Genomic DNA, 16,338 nt, shown 5'->3' with positions numbered 1-16,338 from the left:
CGGAGCGAGGGCACACCGAGCCTAGGCGAGGTGCCGAGTGTTGGGGCAAGAGCCCTTTTGGTTACTTTTGGGGCTCTTTTCCAAAAGTGACCCGCTGTAAGAGCGGAACCAATACCAGCCACACCCCAAACAACGGATATACACCCAAACAAAACACAAAAAAAAAGGGCAACCGAAGTCGCCCAAAATGCCTTGCGTGCTCATACACCCGAAAAGACTTACGGTTCTTTACGCTTATTAGCGTCCTTCCAGATAAAAATCCCAAACCCTACAAAAAACACCACCATGAGGCTGACCGTCAGCACTCCGGCAAACACCACATTATCGAAAAACATGACCGGCCTCCCGCTCGTGCCCTGTTGCGATAGGGCTAAGTTAAAGCAGAAGGCGGATTGGAAAATTGACGAGGATCAATGTCGCCCGCAACGGGGCGTAAAGAAGGGCAATAACTGACCTGCATCAAAAGATGCAGGTTGTTTCAACGCTTTTTGGGTTTGTTCTTCGGCTTCTTCTTAACTTTACCCAGTGGCATCGCTTGTTCAAACGCCTGGCGCACTTCATTCAGGCGCTTGTCATTCAGGTCATGCACACGCTTGGCGCGTTCGGCACTCAGGTCGATCAGCTTGTCGTCATCACTCATGGCTTGGCTTACGTCGTGGCGGGAATGGCTCAATAATGCGGCCTCCCCCGCCCGACGGCAAATACCTGGGCAAAAAACCCTCGCGCCTACCCAGCCATTTTCTTATTTATCGCGTTCAAACGTAATAATTGAACGGGTGGTACCCGGCCAATTCGGCATTTGCCGCCAAGGCGTCAGCACTTGCAGGGTGTCACCCTGGACGCGAAAGTCGCGGCACTGCTCGGTACCGACCCAAGCGGGGTTCCAGGCGCTGTCTACTAGCGTACACCACTGGTTACCGTCGACCCGCTCGATGCCGGTGTAGGCAATCAGCGTGCTCAACAGCGCTGACTTTTCCGCATCTGACGTGCCTACCTGTCGTCCCTCACCGGTCAACACGAACGCCACGCGGTGATCGGCGGTAAAAATCACACGCCCGGTGGGCCGGTCGCCCATGGCTGGAATCTTCTGGTGAGTGTCCTGAGACTCAACCTGATAGCCAACCAGACGCCACGCGCCTACCAGTGGCGACTCGCTCGCGTGCACGCCTCCGTAAAACAGCGCAGCCAAACCCACACCGAGCAAACTCGCCATCACGTAATGTTTCATCGTTTTACCGTCTTCAGAAAAACGTGAATATTTCCCCAGCCATGTGAAGGCGTCTGTAAGGCATATCCTTAAACAAGGCATAAACGCCGAGGGCGAATCAGCGGGCGACAAAATGCAGGCCATCGCCCAAAATCGTCACCTCACTCACTCCCAAAAGGCGCATTCAGGTGGCACTGCACAAGGACCTTCCCCCGCTGTTGGCCCTGCGCGCCTTTGAGGCCGTGGCGCGGCACTTGAGTTTTATCAAGGCGGCGAACGAGTTGTCGGTCACCCAAAGCGCCCTAAGCCACCAAGTGCACAAACTCGAACAGCATCTGGGCAAACCGCTGTTCATCCGACGAACACGTGCGATCGATCTGACCACCGAAGGCCAGCATTACTACAACGAAATCCGCCCAGCCCTCGACGCCATTGCCGCCGCGACCCGCACCCAAAAAGCAGTACCCGCCACCACAGTGCTGCGCGTCGGGCTGCTCGCCTCGTTCGCCACGCTGTGGCTGGCGCCGCGACTGGCCGGGTTTCTCAAGCGCTACCCGCATATCCAGGTGGAGTTGCTGCCGGCGATTCAATTGGCGAACGTCGCAGCAGCTGAAGTCGACCTGGCCATCCGCTATGGCAAAGGCGACTGGCCCGACGTACACGCCACGCGCCTGATGGATGAGGCAATCTCCCCCGTGTGCAGCCCCGCCTTCAAAGCCAATCAACTGCACAACGGCCCATTATTGATGGCCACCTCGCACCGACCATTCGAGTGGACGGATTGGTCTGCGCACTACCAGGTCGACCTCGCCAACCACCCGCGCGTCATGCTGCATGACTACAACATCGTGGCCGAAGCCGCCGTGGCGGGCCAGGGCATCGCCATGGGTCGGCACCGTTTGATCGAGCGCAAGCTCCAGGAGGGCAGCCTGGTGGAAGCTTACGATTGGCCGCCCTACCGCAGCGATATTGGTTATTGGCTGATCGCGCCGCACGGCCCCATCAGTGAAGCCGCCCAATGTTTCAGCGAGTGGCTAAAGGAAGCCTGCGCCGACGCGTGAGTTTTTTCGATGCATCGGGTGAGATCTATCCGTTTGTCGCCCACCCCTACCGCCCACATGCTCAAGCCTCTTAGCCCAAGAGGATGAATCATGAGCAACTCCCTGCGCCAACGCGTGCACGCCCTCGGCCTGACGCTGCCGACGCCCGGCCAGCCGGCTGCGAATTACATCAACTACGTCATCAGCGGGCACCAATTGTTCGTCTCCGGGCAAATTCCCTTGGTCGACGGCAAACCCGCCTATCTAGGCCGACTGGGCGAATCCCTCAGCGATGAAGAAGGCGCCCAGGCAGCGCAACTCGCGGCGCTCGGCCTGTTGGGGCAACTGAGCCACGCGTTGGGTGATGACCTGTCGCGCCTGGTGCGCATTCTGCGCCTGGGTGTGTTTATCGCCAGCAGCGGCGACTTCAAGCAGCAAAGCCTGGTCGCCAACGGTGCGTCGGACCTGGTGGTCAACGCCCTCGGCGATAAAGGCCGGCATGTGCGCACCGCTGTAGGCGTTGCCAGCCTGCCCGCCGGGGTTGCCGTGGAGGTTGACGCGATTTTCGAGCTGCAGCCGTGAGCCCGCTTGACGTCCAGCAGCTGCGCGACGCAACGCCGGGCTGCCGGTCGGGCATCGTGCACTTCAACCATGCCGGCGCCTCGCTGCCCAGCCAGGCGACACTCGACGCAATCGTCGACCAACTGCAACGCGAAGCCCGCGACGGCCCGATGGAGGCCGGCGAGCACGGCGAAGTGTGGGTGGAAAAAGCCCGGCGTGCAGCCGGGCAATTGCTCAATGCGCCCGCCTCCTCGATTGCCTTTGCCGGCAGCGGCTCGACCGCCTGGAGCATGGCATTCCAGGCCTTGGGCCATTGGCAGCCCGGCGACCGGATTCTGGTGGGGCGTCACGAATGGGGCGGCAACCTGGCGAGTATGGAATCGGCGGTGCAGGCCGGTGCGAGAGTTGAAACCATCCCGTGCGATGAAACCGGCGCAGTCTGCCCGCTGGCGCTGGATTCGATGATTGACGCCCAGGTGAAGCTGATCGACCTCACGTGGCTCCCGGCCAACAGTGGCTTGATCAACCCGGCCAAGGCCATCGGCGAAGTGGCCAGGCGTCACGGCATCCCCTACTTCATCGACGCCGGCCAAGCCGTTGGCCAACTGCCGGTGGATGTGCAGGCACTGCACTGCGATGTGCTCAAGTCAGCCGGGCGCAAACACCTGCGCGGGCCCCGCGGCACGGCGCTGATGTACGTGCGCCCGGGTTTCCTGCAGCGCTTGAACCCCGCCCAGCGCGATGTGTTTTCGGCGCCATGGACCGCCGAGGGTTTTGACCTGCGCAACGACGCCCGACGCTTTGAGACCAGCGAAGTGTCCTACGCCCTGTTGGCAGGGTTGGGCAATGCGTTGCAAGAGGTCAATCGATTGGGGGTGGAGCGGACGTGGGAACGTGTGTTGCACCTGAGTGAGCGAATCCGCGAAGCCTTGCGTGAGATTCCGGGTATTTGCCTGCATGAACTGGGCACGACTCACTCGGGCTTGATTGCCTTCAACCTCAACGGCTGGGATGCCTTTGAACTCAAGCGACGTTTGGGATTGCAGCGCATCAACATCGGCGCCAACGGTGTGGCCTACACCCCGCTGGACATGCAGGCGCGAGGCCTGGCCAGCATTGCGCGAATCTCGGTCAGCCCACTCAACGACGAACACGATATTGAGACGCTGATGGCGGCCCTGAAGGCATTGCGCGATTAAACCTCGATATCGACCCACAGCCCTTGGCGCGGTGCGTCTTCAATCAGCGGCACCACCGGCACGGTGTTGTCCGCGTTGAGCACATCGCCGGGAATCGCCAAGTGCTGCTCGGGGTCTTCGTCGGCTTCGCGCCGGCGTTTCTGCTGCTCTTGCTGACGGCGTTGTTCTTCACGCAGAAGAAACGTCGACTGCTCGGAATCACCCTTTTTCAGGTCGATCGTGCTTTCGTTGGAGCCGGCTTGCACGGGCACCACGGGCGGGATATCCGGCTTCTGACGCGCCGGGTCAAGTTGTGACGTGACCGGCACAACGCTGACGGGCAGCATGGGTGGCAACATAATGATTACTCTCCTGATCAACAGGCTGTCGGCGGCCGGCACGCTGACTTGAGCGCAGGCGTACCAAGCTGTGACCGAGTCGACACTCCCAAGTGCCTGCCACCCGTCGACCGGGCTTCCGAACTGCCGTGCAAACGGAGTAGTTTTTGTCAGAGTCCTTGGGCGGGGGGCCTTGTTCCGTTAAGATAGTCGGCTTTTTCACGGCGGGAGTCAGGCAGCATGGCGCAGCAGTATCAACCGGGGCAACGCTGGATTAGTGACAGCGAAGCAGAGCTGGGGTTAGGCACCGTTCTGGCACAGGACGGCCGCTTGTTGACCGTGCTCTATCCGGCCACTGGCGAGACTCGCCAGTATGCGCTACGGAATGCGCCCCTCACTCGCGTGAGGTTTTCGCCGGGTGACTCCATCACCCATTTTGAAGGCTGGAAAATGACCGTACAGGAAGTCGACGACGTCGACGGCTTGCTGGTTTACCAAGGCCTCAATGGGCAGAACGAGCAGGTCACCCTGCCGGAAACCCAACTCTCGAACTTCATCCAGTTCCGTCTGGCCAGCGACCGTCTGTTCGCCGGTCAGATTGACCCGCTTGCCTGGTTCTCGCTGCGTTACCACACCCTGGAACACACCAGCCGCCAATTGCAGTCTTCGCTGTGGGGCCTGGGTGGCGTGCGTGCGCAACCTATTGCTCACCAACTGCACATTGCCCGTGAAGTCGCTGACCGCATCGCGCCACGGGTTTTGCTGGCGGACGAAGTAGGCCTGGGCAAGACCATCGAAGCCGGCCTGGTGATCCATCGCCAACTGCTGTCGGGCCGCGCCAACCGCGTGCTGATCCTGGTACCGGAAAACCTGCAGCACCAGTGGCTGGTGGAAATGCGCCGCCGCTTCAACCTGCAGGTCGCGCTGTTCGACGAAGAACGCTTTATCGAAAGCGATGCCGCCAACCCGTTCGAAGACACCCAGCTCGCGCTGGTTGCGCTGGAATGGCTGGTGGACGACGAGAAGGCCCAGGACGCGCTGTTTGCCGCCGGCTGGGACTTGCTGGTGGTCGACGAAGCGCACCACCTGGTGTGGCACGAAGAGAAAGCCAGCCCTGAATATTCGCTGGTGGAGCAACTCGCCGAAGTGATCCCGGGCGTGCTGCTGCTCACCGCCACCCCGGAACAACTCGGTCAGGACAGCCACTTCGCGCGCCTGCGCCTGCTCGACCCAAACCGCTTCCACGACCTGCACGCCTTCCGCGCCGAGAGCGAGAACTATCGCCCGGTGGCTGAAGCCGTGCAGGAGCTGCTGGACAAAGGCCGCCTGTCGCCAAAAGCGCACAAGACCATTCAGGGTTTCCTCGGCAACGAAGGCGAAGCCTTGCTCGCCGCCGTCAACGATGGCGACACCGAAGCCAGCGCGCGCCTGGTGCGTGAGCTGCTCGACCGCCACGGCACTGGCCGCGTGCTGTTTCGCAACACCCGCGCCGCCGTGCAGGGTTTCCCGGAACGTAAACTGCACGCCTACCCGCTGCCGAACCCGGACGAATACCTCGAATTGCCACTGGGCGAGCACGCCGAGCTGTACCCGGAAGTCAGCTTCCAATCGCAGCCGGACGTGGATGAAGAAAACCGCTGGTGGCGCTTCGACCCGCGCGTCGAGTGGCTGATCGACCAACTGAAAATGCTCAAGCGCACCAAAGTGCTGGTGATCTGTGCCCACGCCGAAACCGCCATGGACCTGGAAGACGCCCTGCGCGTGCGTTCCGGCATTCCGGCCACGGTGTTCCACGAGGGCATGAACATCCTCGAGCGTGACCGCGCCGCCGCCTACTTTGCCGATGAAGAATTCGGCGCCCAGGTGCTGATCTGTTCGGAAATCGGCAGTGAAGGCCGCAACTTCCAGTTCTCCCATCACTTGGTGTTGTTCGATCTGCCGTCCCACCCCGACCTGCTGGAACAGCGGATCGGCCGTCTGGACCGGATCGGCCAGAAACATGTGATCGAACTGCACGTGCCGTACCTGGAAACCAGCCCGCAAGAGCGCCTGTTCCAGTGGTACCACGAAGCGCTCAACGCCTTCCTCAATACCTGCCCGACCGGCAACGCCTTGCAGCATCAGTTCGGCCCGCGCCTGCTGCCGCTGCTGGAAAACGCCGACGACGGCGAGTGGCAAGCCCTGATCGACGAAGCCCGTGCCGAACGCGAGCGTCTGGAGCAAGAGCTGCACACCGGCCGCGACCGCCTGCTGGAGCTCAACTCCGGCGGCGCCGGTGAAGGCGACGCGCTGGTTGAAGACATCCTCGAGCAAGACGATCAGTTCGCCCTGCCGATCTACATGGAAACCCTGTTCGACGCCTTCGGCATCGACAGCGAAGACCATTCGGAAAACGCGCTGATCTTGAAGCCGAGCGAAAAAATGCTCGACGCCAGCTTCCCCCTCGGCGACGACGAAGGTGTGACCATCACCTACGACCGTAACCAGGCGCTGTCGCGCGAAGACATGCAGTTCATCACCTGGGAACACCCGATGGTGCAGGGCGGCATGGATTTGGTGCTGTCCGGTTCCATGGGCAACACTGCCGTGGCGCTGATCAAGAACAAGGCGCTGAAACCAGGCACGGTGTTGCTGGAGCTGCTCTACGTCAGCGAAGTGGTTGCACCGCGCTCGCTGCAACTGGGCCGCTACCTGCCGCCGGCCGCGCTGCGCTGCCTGCTGGATCCCAATGGCAATGACCTGTCGGGCCGTGTGTCATTCGTGACCCTCAACGACCAATTGGAAAGCGTGCCCCGCGCGAGCGCCAACAAGTTTATCCAGGCCCAGCGCGACCAGTTGACGCCACGGATCAACGCCGGCGAAGAGAAGATCAGCCCGCAGCATGCCGAGCGCGTAGCCGAAGCGAAGCGCCGCCTGGCAGCAGACACCGACGAAGAACTGGCGCGCCTGACTGCGTTGCAAGCGGTCAACCCGACCGTGCGTGACAGCGAGCTGGTGGCGTTGCGCAATCAGCGCGAGCAAGGCTTGGCCATGCTTGATAAAGCGGCTCTGCGCCTGGAAGCAATTCGAGTCCTGGTCGCAGGCTAAAAAGAAGGCCCGCGCAATGCGGGCCTTCTTTATGGGCCTTGAGGGCCTCATCGCAGGCAAGCCAGCTCCCACAGTTGAATGTGTTCACACATCAAAATGTGGGAGCTGGCTTGCCTGCGATAGCCTCACCCCGGTCTCAAGCCGGAACACCCGCAGCCGGCACCTCCACTGCCCCTAACCCATCCTTCATCTTCTTCGCATCGCGCACAAAACACCGCGACGCCTGAAACAGAAACAGCAAGGTCAAAAACAGCGCCACCGGGATCAGGTACATGGCGTCATGCAACCCCACCGCCTTGTAAGCCTCGGTCATCTGCGCAGCCCCATCGGCATACATCGCCGAATGGGCAAAGTGATCCGACAAGCCCCCCACCACAATCGGCCCCATACCGCCGCCCAGTAAATACAACCCGGCAAAGAACAGCGCCATCGCCGTGGCCCGCAGGCGCGGCTCGACCACGTCCTGAATCGCCGTGTACACACAGGTGTAGAAGTTGTAAGCGAACAGCCAGCCCACGCTGAACAACGCCACAAACACACCAATCTCGATGCGCCCGGCGTGCAACGCCCAGGCGGTGGTGACGGTGGAGATGATCAGGCTGCACGCGGCGAACAACAAACGTCCATTCGCAACCCGTTGATGGATCTTGTCGGCAATCCAGCCGCCCAGCGTCAGGCCCACCAAACCGGTCAAACCGACAATGACCCCGGTGGCCACCGCCGCGTCCTGCAAGGGCAGCAGGAAATAGCGCTGCAGCATCGGCACCAGAAACGAGTTACAGGCGTAGGTCGCAAAGTTGAAGCACAAGCCGGCCAGCACCAGCCACAGAAACGTCGGCACGGCCAGCACGCGGCGAATCGGGCGGTCGACGCGTTCCTGGGACACTTGCACGGTTTCCGCCGCGCCGCGCTTGGGCTCTTTGATGTAGAACATGAAGATCGCCAGGATCATGCCCGGCACGGCGGCGATAAAGAACGGCGCGCGCCAGCTGTCGAACGCCTTGACCATTGCACCGATGGTAAAGAACGCCAGCAACAGGCCCAGCGGCAAACCCAGCATGAAGATGCCCATGGCGCGGGCGCGGCGGTGCGCCGGGAACAGGTCGCCAATCAGCGAGTTGGCGGCGGGCGCGTAGCTGGCTTCGCCAATGCCGATGCCCATGCGCACCAGCAGAAATGTCCAGAAACTGCCGACAAAGCCGTTGACCGCCGTAAGCCCGCTCCAGGCGAAGAGACCCCAGCCCATCAATTTGCTGCGCGAACCGGTGTCGGCCAGGCGCCCGAGCGGCAGCCCGGCGATGGCGTAGACGATGGTAAAAGCGGTGCCGATGATGCCGAGCTGAAAGTCGCTCAGGTGCCATTCCATGCGGATGGGCTCAATGATGATCGCCGGAATGGTGCGGTCGAAAAAGTTGAACAGGTTGGCGAGGAACAGCAGGAACAGAATGCGCCAGGCATTCGCCGCTTGGGTCGAGTTCTGCATGGGTCCGTCTCTTTTATTGTTATGAGAGCTGCGATGCCCGATGCATCCTGCCCGGTGTCTGCAACATAGTCAGGCGCGTCGCGGTTGTCTGTAATGATTCGTAAAGCTGATAGGGCGTAATTTCACCCGCCACGATGGGACTTTCCCTACGAAAAATATAAGTGCGCGCCCCTCTTCCCAATGGCTATGGCCCGGATAGAATGGCGAGCCTTCCGTAGCACCCTCCCCTTACTTTTCTTATTGATGACGCCCATGTCCGAAGCCAGTCCGTGTCTGAGTTGCGGTGCCTGCTGTTCATACTTTCGTGTGTCTTTCTTTTGGGGAGAGTGCGCCTCATCGGGGGGCACGGTGCCCGATGATCTGGTGGTGCAGATCAACCCCACACGCGTGGCGATGATCGGTACCGACCAGAAACCGGCACGCTGCTGCAGCCTTGAAGGGGAAGTGGGCAAAGGCACCAGCTGTTCGATTTATGAGCTGCGTTCGAGCCCTTGCCGCGAGTTTGATGCGTCCTGGAGCCAGGGCGAGCAGAACGTCGATTGCGACGCCGCCCGCGCCGCCTTTGGCCTGGCGCCGCTGGAGGTACCGTTCGAACTTGACCTGGCGGTCAGCGCTTAGCATTAAACGCTATGGCAGGCATGCCAAAATCGTTGAGAGCAAAATGCCATTATCCATGGCGAATCCCGCGAGGCTTCTATACTCGATGTCGTAGGCCGTTGCTGTAGGCAACGGCACAATGACTTTGACGGGACTTGCTATGGAATGGCTTGGTTTGCATTTTTTTACCGACCTTCCGGACACCGGGCACTTATTACTCAATTGCAGTCATAACCCTTTCCTGGTGCTGCTGGCTTATCTGGTCGCGTGTGCGGCGGGGTTCGGCACGCTGGACATGGCTGAACGCGTGGGCCATGTCGAAGATCCTACCGCCCGTCGCCATTGGCGCTGGCTCGGCGCCGGGTGCCTGGCCGGAGGCATCTGGTCGACGCACTTCATCAGCATGTTGGCCTTCCAGGCGCCTATCGCCATTCATTACGAACTGATCATGACGTTCGCTTCGCTGCTGATCGCACTGATTGCCTCGCTGTTTGCCATGCAGACCCTCAGTCATGCCCATCTGCGCTTTCATCAGTATTTGCTGGCCTCTATCTGGATGGGGCTGGGCATTGCGCTGATGCACTACGTCGGCATGTCGGCCATGCGTTCCCAGGCCGAGGTGTATTTCGAGACGAACCTGTTCCTGGCCTCAGTCGGCATTGCCATTGGCGCCAGCCTGACCGCGCTATTGCTGTCGAGCTACTTGCGCAACGGCGCCGGGGTGTTCCATCAGTTGCTTAAATACGCCGCCAGCCTGGTCCTCGGCGCCGGCATCCTGAGCATGCATTTTACCGGCATGGCCGCCATGCAAATGCTGGTGCCCAACGGCGCTGATCTCGCGCTGCCGCTGGACAACAACCCCATACAACTGGGGCTGTCGGTGGCCGTCATTACCCTGCTGGTGATCGGCAGCAGCGTCAGCGCCGCGCTGGCGGACAAAAAACTGCAGCACAAGGAACGCGACTTGCGCCGGGTCAATGCATTGCTCAGCGAACTGGATCAGGCCCGCGCCTCGCTGCAACAAGTGGCCCACTACGACGCGTTGACCAGCCTGCTCAACCGTCGAGGCTTCAATCAGCTCTTCGCGGAAAAAGTCGCAGAAAAAACTGCCAGCAAGGGCATGTTGGCGGTGATCTTCCTCGATATCGACCATTTCAAGCGCATCAACGACAGCCTCGGCCATGACGCCGGCGACCAATTGCTCACCGTGCTCGCCGGGCATATCAAGGGCTCGGTTCGCAGCCATGACGACGTGGTGGCACGCTTTGGCGGCGATGAATTCTGCATTCTGATCAACATCCACCACCGTGATGAAGCGCGGCACTTGGCCCAGCGCATCATGCAGAAGATGAAAGAACCGATCGAACTGGCTGGCCGGCGCATGGTGATGACCACCAGCATTGGTATCAGCCTGTTTCCCGAGGACGGCCTGACGTGCGAAGAACTGCTGAAAACTGCAGACCTGGCGCTGTACCAATCCAAGGACACCGGGCGTAACAGCCTGAACTTCTTCAGCTCCAACTTGAAAACCCGTGCCTTTCTGGAGTTGCAGCTCGAAGAGGAACTGCGCGCCGCCCTGCGTGGGCGTAATGAACTGGTGCTGTTTTATCAGCCGATCTTCGACATGAAGCTCGGCAAGGTCACGCGCCTGGAAGCCCTGGTGCGTTGGCAGCACCCACGGCACGGGCTGCTGGCGCCGGACCGGTTTATCGGCATCGCCGAAAGCAACGGGTTGATTGCCGACCTCGATCACTGGGTACTGCGCCAGGCCTGTCACGATTTGAGCCTGTTGTCTGACCGTGGCTACACCGAGCTGACCATGGCCGTGAACTGCTCGGCGCTCAACCTGGCGCGGGATGAGTTGGCCGATGAAATCGAAGCCGCCCTGCGTTTCGCAGGCGTTGCCGCCAACCGGCTCGAACTGGAAGTCACCGAAAATGCGCTGATGGGCAATATCAGCAGCACCCTGGCGCTGTTGCGGCAAATCCGTGCCCTGGGCGTGTCGCTGGCCATCGATGACTTCGGCACCGGCTACTCATCGCTAGCCTACCTCAAGCGCCTGCCGCTCAACACGTTGAAAATCGATCGATCGTTTATTCAGGACATCCCCAAGTCCACCGCCGATATCGAGATCGTCCAGGCCATTATTGGCATGGCCCACACCCTGCACCTGCAGGTTGTCACTGAGGGCGTGGAAACCCAGGCGCAATTCGAGCTGCTGCTTAAACACGACTGCGACTTTATTCAGGGTTACCTGCTGAGCCCGGCGGTGCCTGCCAGCGAGATCATCGGCGTGATGCAAGGCATCCAGATGCGCAACCCGCTCTACCCGTTCAGTGTCGAAAGCAGCAAGGATGCCCCGTCGCCAAAAGAGCCTGCACCCGGCCGTATCGGCCCACCTTCAATCGTCAGGCCAATTCGCTGACGCCGAAAATTTGGCATTTTGCCATCAGTGACCTAAAGAACTCCGACGAACGGCCGATTCATCAGAATCCGGCCTGGCTTCCCCTTGTAAACAGGGGGCAAACCTGACCGCCCTATCCGTTCAGGTACATGGCGCCCAATGACTTCCAATAATAACTCTGCCACCGTGGTTCCCGATCTATTGCCTGCAGTTCCTGCAGAAAAGCCCTCAGGTTCACGGTCATTGAGCAGCGCCCGCCCGCTGGCTACCCAGCAATACCTGTACTTTACCGAGACCAATACCGACCGCATCCTCGACAACCTCGACGGCTTGCGTGACATGGTCTTCCCGCACCCGCCCCAACCGGAAGGCGACGGCGTACCGCGCAGCGAGCAGGAGTTCCCCTCGGTGTGCCTGATCGGCCTGGGCCGTTGCGGGTCGAACATTGCGCTGGATGTGGCAGAGTTGGTGTACAACGCGCGCAAGTTCTACCTGAACGAGTTCAGCACCGAAGACAAAAATCCGGACAAGGGTTACAGCCCGGCCCAATGGCTCCGTAACAACCTGCGCCTGGGCGGCGGCAAAGCCAGCAAACCGGTGTTCCTGGTGGAACCGCTGGTGATGCTCGGCGACCTGGACAAGGACATCGCCGGGCGCATCCGTTTCTCGCGCAAGGGCGAAAAAAGCGGCTTCCTGCGCGACTACAGCAATATGAAAATCATGGACCTCTCAGAGGTGCATGCCGGAGGCGCCGGTAACGCGCCGATACTCGGCCAGTACCTGGCCAAGATCATCCTCAATAAAGACACCCAGCGTTTCTCCAGCCCCGACTGGAAGATGATCCACTCGTACCTGATCGACTCCTGCGGCATCAAGGCCAACCAGTCGCGCCTGTACTTCTCGATTTTCAGCGCCGGCGGCGGCACCGGCTCGGGCATGGCCTCGGAATTCGGCCTGGCCCAGCAGCACTCCTACATGAACAAAACGTTCGACACCAAGCCCGCCGACGAACACGACAGCAAGAGCGGCCATGCCTTTGTGTTCGAGCCGATCTTCACCAGCGGCATCTGCGTACTGCCGAATATCTCCGACCACCGCAGCGAAATGTCCGAGGCGTTGCACATCAATGCCGGGCGCTTGCTGTGCAAATACCTGTCGGAAGAGTGGGACTTCTCGTACAACTTCGACAATGAAGACAGCAGTGAAGCCAGCGTAAAAGGCCGCATACGGCCCTGGAACGCGATGATGCTGATCTCCAACGACATCATGCGTTACGCCGAAGAGAGCGATGACGGCAATATCCAGAACATTGATGTCAATGCCATGGAAAAACACGCCAACCAATACATCTCGCAGCAGATCTTCAACATTCTGACGGCCCAGGCGGTTACCACCGACTACGACCAGAACTACTTCCGACGCGCCGGCATCGATATCGGCGAAACCATTCGCCTGGATGCCAACGACCTCTTCATGAGCCTGGCCGGGCCGGTGGCGATTGCCTACGCCGAATCCGTGGTGCCGGAAACCCCGGCGCCCTCAAACGACAAGTTCAAGGTGTTCGATAAAGAGCCGCAGCGCTTGAATATCGATGACCTGTTTTTCCGCTCCATTGACCTGCCGCACTTCAATAAAGTGACCCAGGCCATTGAAGGCATCAGCCTGTTGCCGATTGAGTCCAAGCGTTATAAAGCGTCCCTGGAACAGTACAAAAACTCCGGGTATGACGCGGCGGCGTTGCATGATTTGCACTTCTTCAAGAACTGCTCGTCGGTGGTGTCAATCGTGTCGCTGCCCAAGGATTACAAGCTGTCCTACATGGACCTGAACCGCCTCAAGACGCACTTGAACAGCCTGTTCCCCAACACCACGCTCAAGCGTTATGCGCTGGTGATTGGCGCGTCGGCCAATTTGTCGCTCACCACACTGATCGCCAAAAGCCCGTGTTTGTCGGATGATTTTCTGACGTTGATCGTGGCGTTTATCAAACGCTGCTTTGCGCGTAACCCGTACCGGTTTGATGACACGCTGGATAACTCGATTCTGGACTTCATCATTCATGAGGATTTTGATGAAGACCGGATTGATGAGCTGCTCAATGAGTTTGAAAACCCGGCGAAGATCCTGGATACCAACTGGTATGCGATCAAGCCGATGTACGAGAAGAAGTACCGTGAGTTGATCAATGACAAAGACAAGTTTGTGTCGATCAACGATATTCGGCTGTCACGGGATTGCGTGAAGAAGGCGATCAAGTACCTGCGCGAGATCTATCGCCACCGGATTGGGAAGACCAAGGTTATTTCGTTGAATAACCATACCGGGAAAACCGCCTAGACCGAGTCGCCCTCATCGCAGGCAAGCCAGCTCCCACATTCCACTGCATTCTATCTGTTGGAATGCAGTCGAATGTGGGAGCTGGCTTGCCTGCGATAGCGGTCAGTCACACACGCACTATCTACAGCCCTGCCACACCCGGAAACAATTCCGGCAGCATTCCACCCCACGCAAAACTGTTCCCGTGACGCGCACGTCACCCTCTTCTGTGACCTTTCTCTACGGCAAGGTGCCATCACGGCGCCAGCGGTTACTCGGCTACACACTTCTCACAGCAAAAATCACGCACCTTTTAAGTGCATTCCATTCTTACGCCGCCCTTTCCTGGATCAAAATCCACGGCGAAACCACCACCGCCCACAGGCTCGGATCCCGCTCAACCAGGTCCAACGCCCGCGTCGCAGACACTTCGCCAAGGCTCCCGGAGGCCAGCCACGCAGCGACTTTCTCGCGGTTATCCTCCGCCATTCCTTCGGCTGCTTCGATCAAATCCAGCCCGGCGTCGACCCACAATAGGGCACCCTTGGCAAAGAACGGCTCAAGCTCCTTCCACGAAATTTCGGCGGTTTCACCGAGCAGCTTGGCATAGAGGGTGCTAGGTTCTTGCGTCATGGGAATTCACCTGAGTAAAAAATCGGCGCAATCATAACGTCGTGGCTCTTGCGGAAAAACCCAGTTGCAAATGAGTCACCGAACGAAAGTGTCAGAAAAGCCAAGGATTGCCCGAAACTCTGGCATCACCCCGCCGCAATTCTGTCTTTTTCTTTCATTTAAGCGACATCCCCGGGTTTTGCCCCCAGCAGCCAGCTTTTCAAGCGATGAACCGGCGCTCTACACTGTACCGGTACAGTTGCCAGAGCACTGCCGGGGGGATATCCCAGATATCTGATCCGGTTCTGCAGCTCACAAGGCCGCTAGAACTATAAAAAATACAACAGCAAGAGTGGAGCACTATGAATAAGGCTACTAAGCAGATTTCCAAACTGTTTGCCGCTATGGTCCTGGCTGGGGTTGCCGGCCATTCGTTCGCAGCCGACACCATCAAGATCGGTATCGCCGGCCCTAAAACAGGCCCGGTGACGCAATACGGCGACATGCAATTCATGGGTGCCAAGCAAGCCATCGCCGACATCAACGCCAAGGGCGGCGTCGACGGTAAAATGCTTGAAGCAAAAGAATACGACGACGCTTGCGACCCGAAACAAGCCGTTGCCGTAGCGAACAAAGTGGTCAACGACGGCGTCAAGTTCGTGGTGGGTCACCTCTGCTCCAGCTCCACTCAGCCAGCGTCCGATATCTATGAAGACGAAGGCGTCATCATGATCACCCCGGCTGCCACCAGCCCGGAAATCACTTCCCGTGGTTACAAACTGGTGTTCCGCACCATTGGTCTGGACAGCGCTCAAGGCCCGGCGGCCGGCAACTACATTGCCGATTTTGTGAAGCCGAAGGTCGTGGCCGTCATCCACGACAAACAGCAGTACGGTGAAGGTATCGCCACCGCCGTTAAACAGACCCTCGAGTCGAAAGGCGTGAAAGTTGCCCTCTTCGAAGGCGTTAACGCTGGCGACAAAGACTTCGGCTCGCTGATTCAGAAGCTCAAGCAAGCCAACGTCGACTTCGTCTACTACGGCGGCTACCACCCTGAGCTGGGTCTGATCCTGCGCCAAGCCCAGGAAAAAGGCGTGAAAGCCAAGTTCATGGGCCCAGAAGGTGTCGGCAACGACTCCATCTCGCAAATCGCCCAAGGCGCGTCCGAAGGCCTGCTGGTGACCCTGCCGAAATCCTTCGACACCGACCCTGCCAACAAGGCAATCGTTGAAGAGTTCGCCAAGAAAAAGCAGGACCCAAGCGGTCCATTCGTGTTCCCGGCCTACTCGGCTGTTGAAGTCATCGCCGGCGGTATTGCTGCTGCGAAGTCTGAAGACACCGCCAAAGTGGCTGCAGCCATCCACGCAGGCACTTTCAAGACCCCTACCGGCGACCTGAGCTTTGACGCCAAGGGCGACCTGAAGGACTTTAAATTCGTGGTCTACGAATGGCACTTCGGCAAACCAAAAACCGAAGTTTCCCCTCAGTAAGCCAGGCGTTACTGGTCCAACAAGC

The 16,338-nt window shown here is 59.4% G+C and carries 14 protein-coding genes; 8 read left to right on the top strand and 6 right to left on the bottom strand.

What is annotated here, in order from left to right; translation table 11 throughout:
- Nucleotides 1-218 precede the first annotated feature (218 nt).
- From ccoM to BFW87_RS18470, 3 genes are all read right to left on the bottom strand, one after another.
- Nucleotides 219-335, bottom strand: coding sequence for a cytochrome c oxidase subunit CcoM (gene ccoM, locus BFW87_RS32455; protein ID WP_303047319.1), 117 nt, complete (start codon nt 333-335; stop codon nt 219-221).
- A gap of 143 nt (nt 336-478) precedes the next feature.
- Nucleotides 479-673: a hypothetical protein gene (locus tag BFW87_RS31615; RefSeq protein ID WP_139372454.1), complete on the bottom strand. Its 195-nt coding sequence runs from the start codon at nt 671-673 to the stop codon at nt 479-481.
- Nucleotides 674-742: 69 nt separating this feature from the next.
- Nucleotides 743-1,228 carry a lipocalin-like domain-containing protein gene (locus BFW87_RS18470; RefSeq protein WP_078741175.1) on the bottom strand — a complete coding sequence of 162 codons (486 nt, stop codon included), beginning with the start codon at nt 1,226-1,228 and terminating at the stop codon, nt 743-745.
- A 167-nt stretch (nt 1,229-1,395) separates the two neighbouring features.
- On the opposite strand from BFW87_RS18470, the gene BFW87_RS18465 reads away from it, so the two are divergent.
- The 3 genes from BFW87_RS18465 (at nt 1,396) to BFW87_RS18455 (ending at nt 4,007) form a co-directional block, all read left to right on the top strand.
- On the top strand, nt 1,396-2,268 hold the full coding sequence (locus BFW87_RS18465) for a LysR substrate-binding domain-containing protein (RefSeq protein WP_078741174.1): 873 nt from the start codon (nt 1,396-1,398) through the stop codon (nt 2,266-2,268).
- 90 nt (nt 2,269-2,358) lie between these two features.
- Nucleotides 2,359-2,829 (top strand): RidA family protein, encoded by a 471-nt coding sequence (locus BFW87_RS18460; protein WP_078741173.1) that lies wholly within the window; start codon nt 2,359-2,361, stop codon nt 2,827-2,829.
- Nucleotides 2,826-4,007 carry an aminotransferase class V-fold PLP-dependent enzyme gene (locus BFW87_RS18455; RefSeq protein ID WP_078741172.1) on the top strand — a complete coding sequence of 394 codons (1,182 nt, stop codon included), beginning with the start codon at nt 2,826-2,828 and terminating at the stop codon, nt 4,005-4,007. The genes BFW87_RS18460 and BFW87_RS18455 overlap by 4 nt, the downstream gene beginning before the upstream one ends.
- Here BFW87_RS18455 and BFW87_RS18450 read toward each other — a convergent pair.
- Nucleotides 4,004-4,345, bottom strand: a complete 342-nt coding sequence (locus BFW87_RS18450; RefSeq protein WP_078741171.1) for an aspartate-semialdehyde dehydrogenase — start codon at nt 4,343-4,345, stop codon at nt 4,004-4,006. The two genes, BFW87_RS18455 and BFW87_RS18450, sit on opposite strands and share 4 nt — an antisense overlap.
- Nucleotides 4,346-4,564: 219 nt before the next feature.
- On the opposite strand from BFW87_RS18450, the gene rapA reads away from it, so the two are divergent.
- Complete coding sequence (rapA, locus tag BFW87_RS18445) at nt 4,565-7,411, top strand: RNA polymerase-associated protein RapA (protein WP_078741170.1); 2,847 nt, start codon at nt 4,565-4,567, stop codon at nt 7,409-7,411.
- A 136-nt stretch (nt 7,412-7,547) separates the two neighbouring features.
- Here the strand turns inward: rapA and BFW87_RS18440 are convergent, their stop codons facing one another.
- Nucleotides 7,548-8,894, bottom strand: coding sequence for a spinster family MFS transporter (locus tag BFW87_RS18440; protein WP_078741169.1), 1,347 nt, complete (start codon nt 8,892-8,894; stop codon nt 7,548-7,550).
- A 252-nt stretch (nt 8,895-9,146) separates the two neighbouring features.
- On the opposite strand from BFW87_RS18440, the gene BFW87_RS18430 reads away from it, so the two are divergent.
- The 3 genes from BFW87_RS18430 (at nt 9,147) to BFW87_RS18420 (ending at nt 14,232) form a co-directional block, all read left to right on the top strand.
- Nucleotides 9,147-9,512: a YkgJ family cysteine cluster protein gene (locus tag BFW87_RS18430; protein ID WP_078741168.1), complete on the top strand. Its 366-nt coding sequence runs from the start codon at nt 9,147-9,149 to the stop codon at nt 9,510-9,512.
- Nucleotides 9,513-9,651: 139 nt separating this feature from the next.
- On the top strand, nt 9,652-11,916 hold the full coding sequence (locus BFW87_RS18425) for a putative bifunctional diguanylate cyclase/phosphodiesterase (RefSeq protein ID WP_078741167.1): 2,265 nt from the start codon (nt 9,652-9,654) through the stop codon (nt 11,914-11,916).
- Between the two features lie 138 nt (nt 11,917-12,054).
- Nucleotides 12,055-14,232, top strand: a complete 2,178-nt coding sequence (locus tag BFW87_RS18420) for a hypothetical protein (protein ID WP_078741166.1) — start codon at nt 12,055-12,057, stop codon at nt 14,230-14,232.
- 309 nt (nt 14,233-14,541) lie between these two features.
- Here BFW87_RS18420 and BFW87_RS18415 read toward each other — a convergent pair whose 3' ends face one another.
- Nucleotides 14,542-14,844, bottom strand: coding sequence for a DUF2288 domain-containing protein (locus BFW87_RS18415; protein WP_078741165.1), 303 nt, complete (start codon nt 14,842-14,844; stop codon nt 14,542-14,544).
- A gap of 341 nt (nt 14,845-15,185) precedes the next feature.
- Between BFW87_RS18415 and BFW87_RS18410 the strand changes: the two genes are divergently transcribed.
- Nucleotides 15,186-16,313: a branched-chain amino acid ABC transporter substrate-binding protein gene (locus BFW87_RS18410; RefSeq protein ID WP_078741164.1), complete on the top strand. Its 1,128-nt coding sequence runs from the start codon at nt 15,186-15,188 to the stop codon at nt 16,311-16,313.
- The last annotated feature ends 25 nt before the right edge of the window (nt 16,314-16,338 follow it).

It is taken from the genome of Pseudomonas fluorescens (assembly GCF_002022275.1).
Classification (GTDB): domain Bacteria; phylum Pseudomonadota; class Gammaproteobacteria; order Pseudomonadales; family Pseudomonadaceae; genus Aquipseudomonas; species Aquipseudomonas fluorescens_AJ.
Note: the sequence above shows the minus strand (reverse complement) of the source record. Positions and strands in the feature narration are given on the sequence as shown.

What these genes read in the sequence shown, in the direction of transcription:
- ccoM (WP_303047319.1), bottom strand. Translation starts at nt 335, where the DNA reads ATGTTTTTCGATAATGTGGTGTTTGCCGGAGTGCTGACGGTCAGCCTC.
- BFW87_RS18470 (WP_078741175.1), bottom strand. Translation starts at nt 1,228, where the DNA reads ATGAAACATTACGTGATGGCGAGTTTGCTCGGTGTGGGTTTGGCTGCG.
- BFW87_RS18460 (WP_078741173.1), top strand. Translation starts at nt 2,359, where the DNA reads ATGAGCAACTCCCTGCGCCAACGCGTGCACGCCCTCGGCCTGACGCTG.
- BFW87_RS18450 (WP_078741171.1), bottom strand. Translation starts at nt 4,345, where the DNA reads ATGTTGCCACCCATGCTGCCCGTCAGCGTTGTGCCGGTCACGTCACAA.
- rapA (WP_078741170.1), top strand. Translation starts at nt 4,565, where the DNA reads ATGGCGCAGCAGTATCAACCGGGGCAACGCTGGATTAGTGACAGCGAA.
- BFW87_RS18440 (WP_078741169.1), bottom strand. Translation starts at nt 8,894, where the DNA reads ATGCAGAACTCGACCCAAGCGGCGAATGCCTGGCGCATTCTGTTCCTG.
- BFW87_RS18430 (WP_078741168.1), top strand. Translation starts at nt 9,147, where the DNA reads ATGTCCGAAGCCAGTCCGTGTCTGAGTTGCGGTGCCTGCTGTTCATAC.
- BFW87_RS18425 (WP_078741167.1), top strand. Translation starts at nt 9,652, where the DNA reads ATGGAATGGCTTGGTTTGCATTTTTTTACCGACCTTCCGGACACCGGG.
- BFW87_RS18420 (WP_078741166.1), top strand. Translation starts at nt 12,055, where the DNA reads ATGACTTCCAATAATAACTCTGCCACCGTGGTTCCCGATCTATTGCCT.
- BFW87_RS18415 (WP_078741165.1), bottom strand. Translation starts at nt 14,844, where the DNA reads ATGACGCAAGAACCTAGCACCCTCTATGCCAAGCTGCTCGGTGAAACC.
- BFW87_RS18410 (WP_078741164.1), top strand. Translation starts at nt 15,186, where the DNA reads ATGAATAAGGCTACTAAGCAGATTTCCAAACTGTTTGCCGCTATGGTC.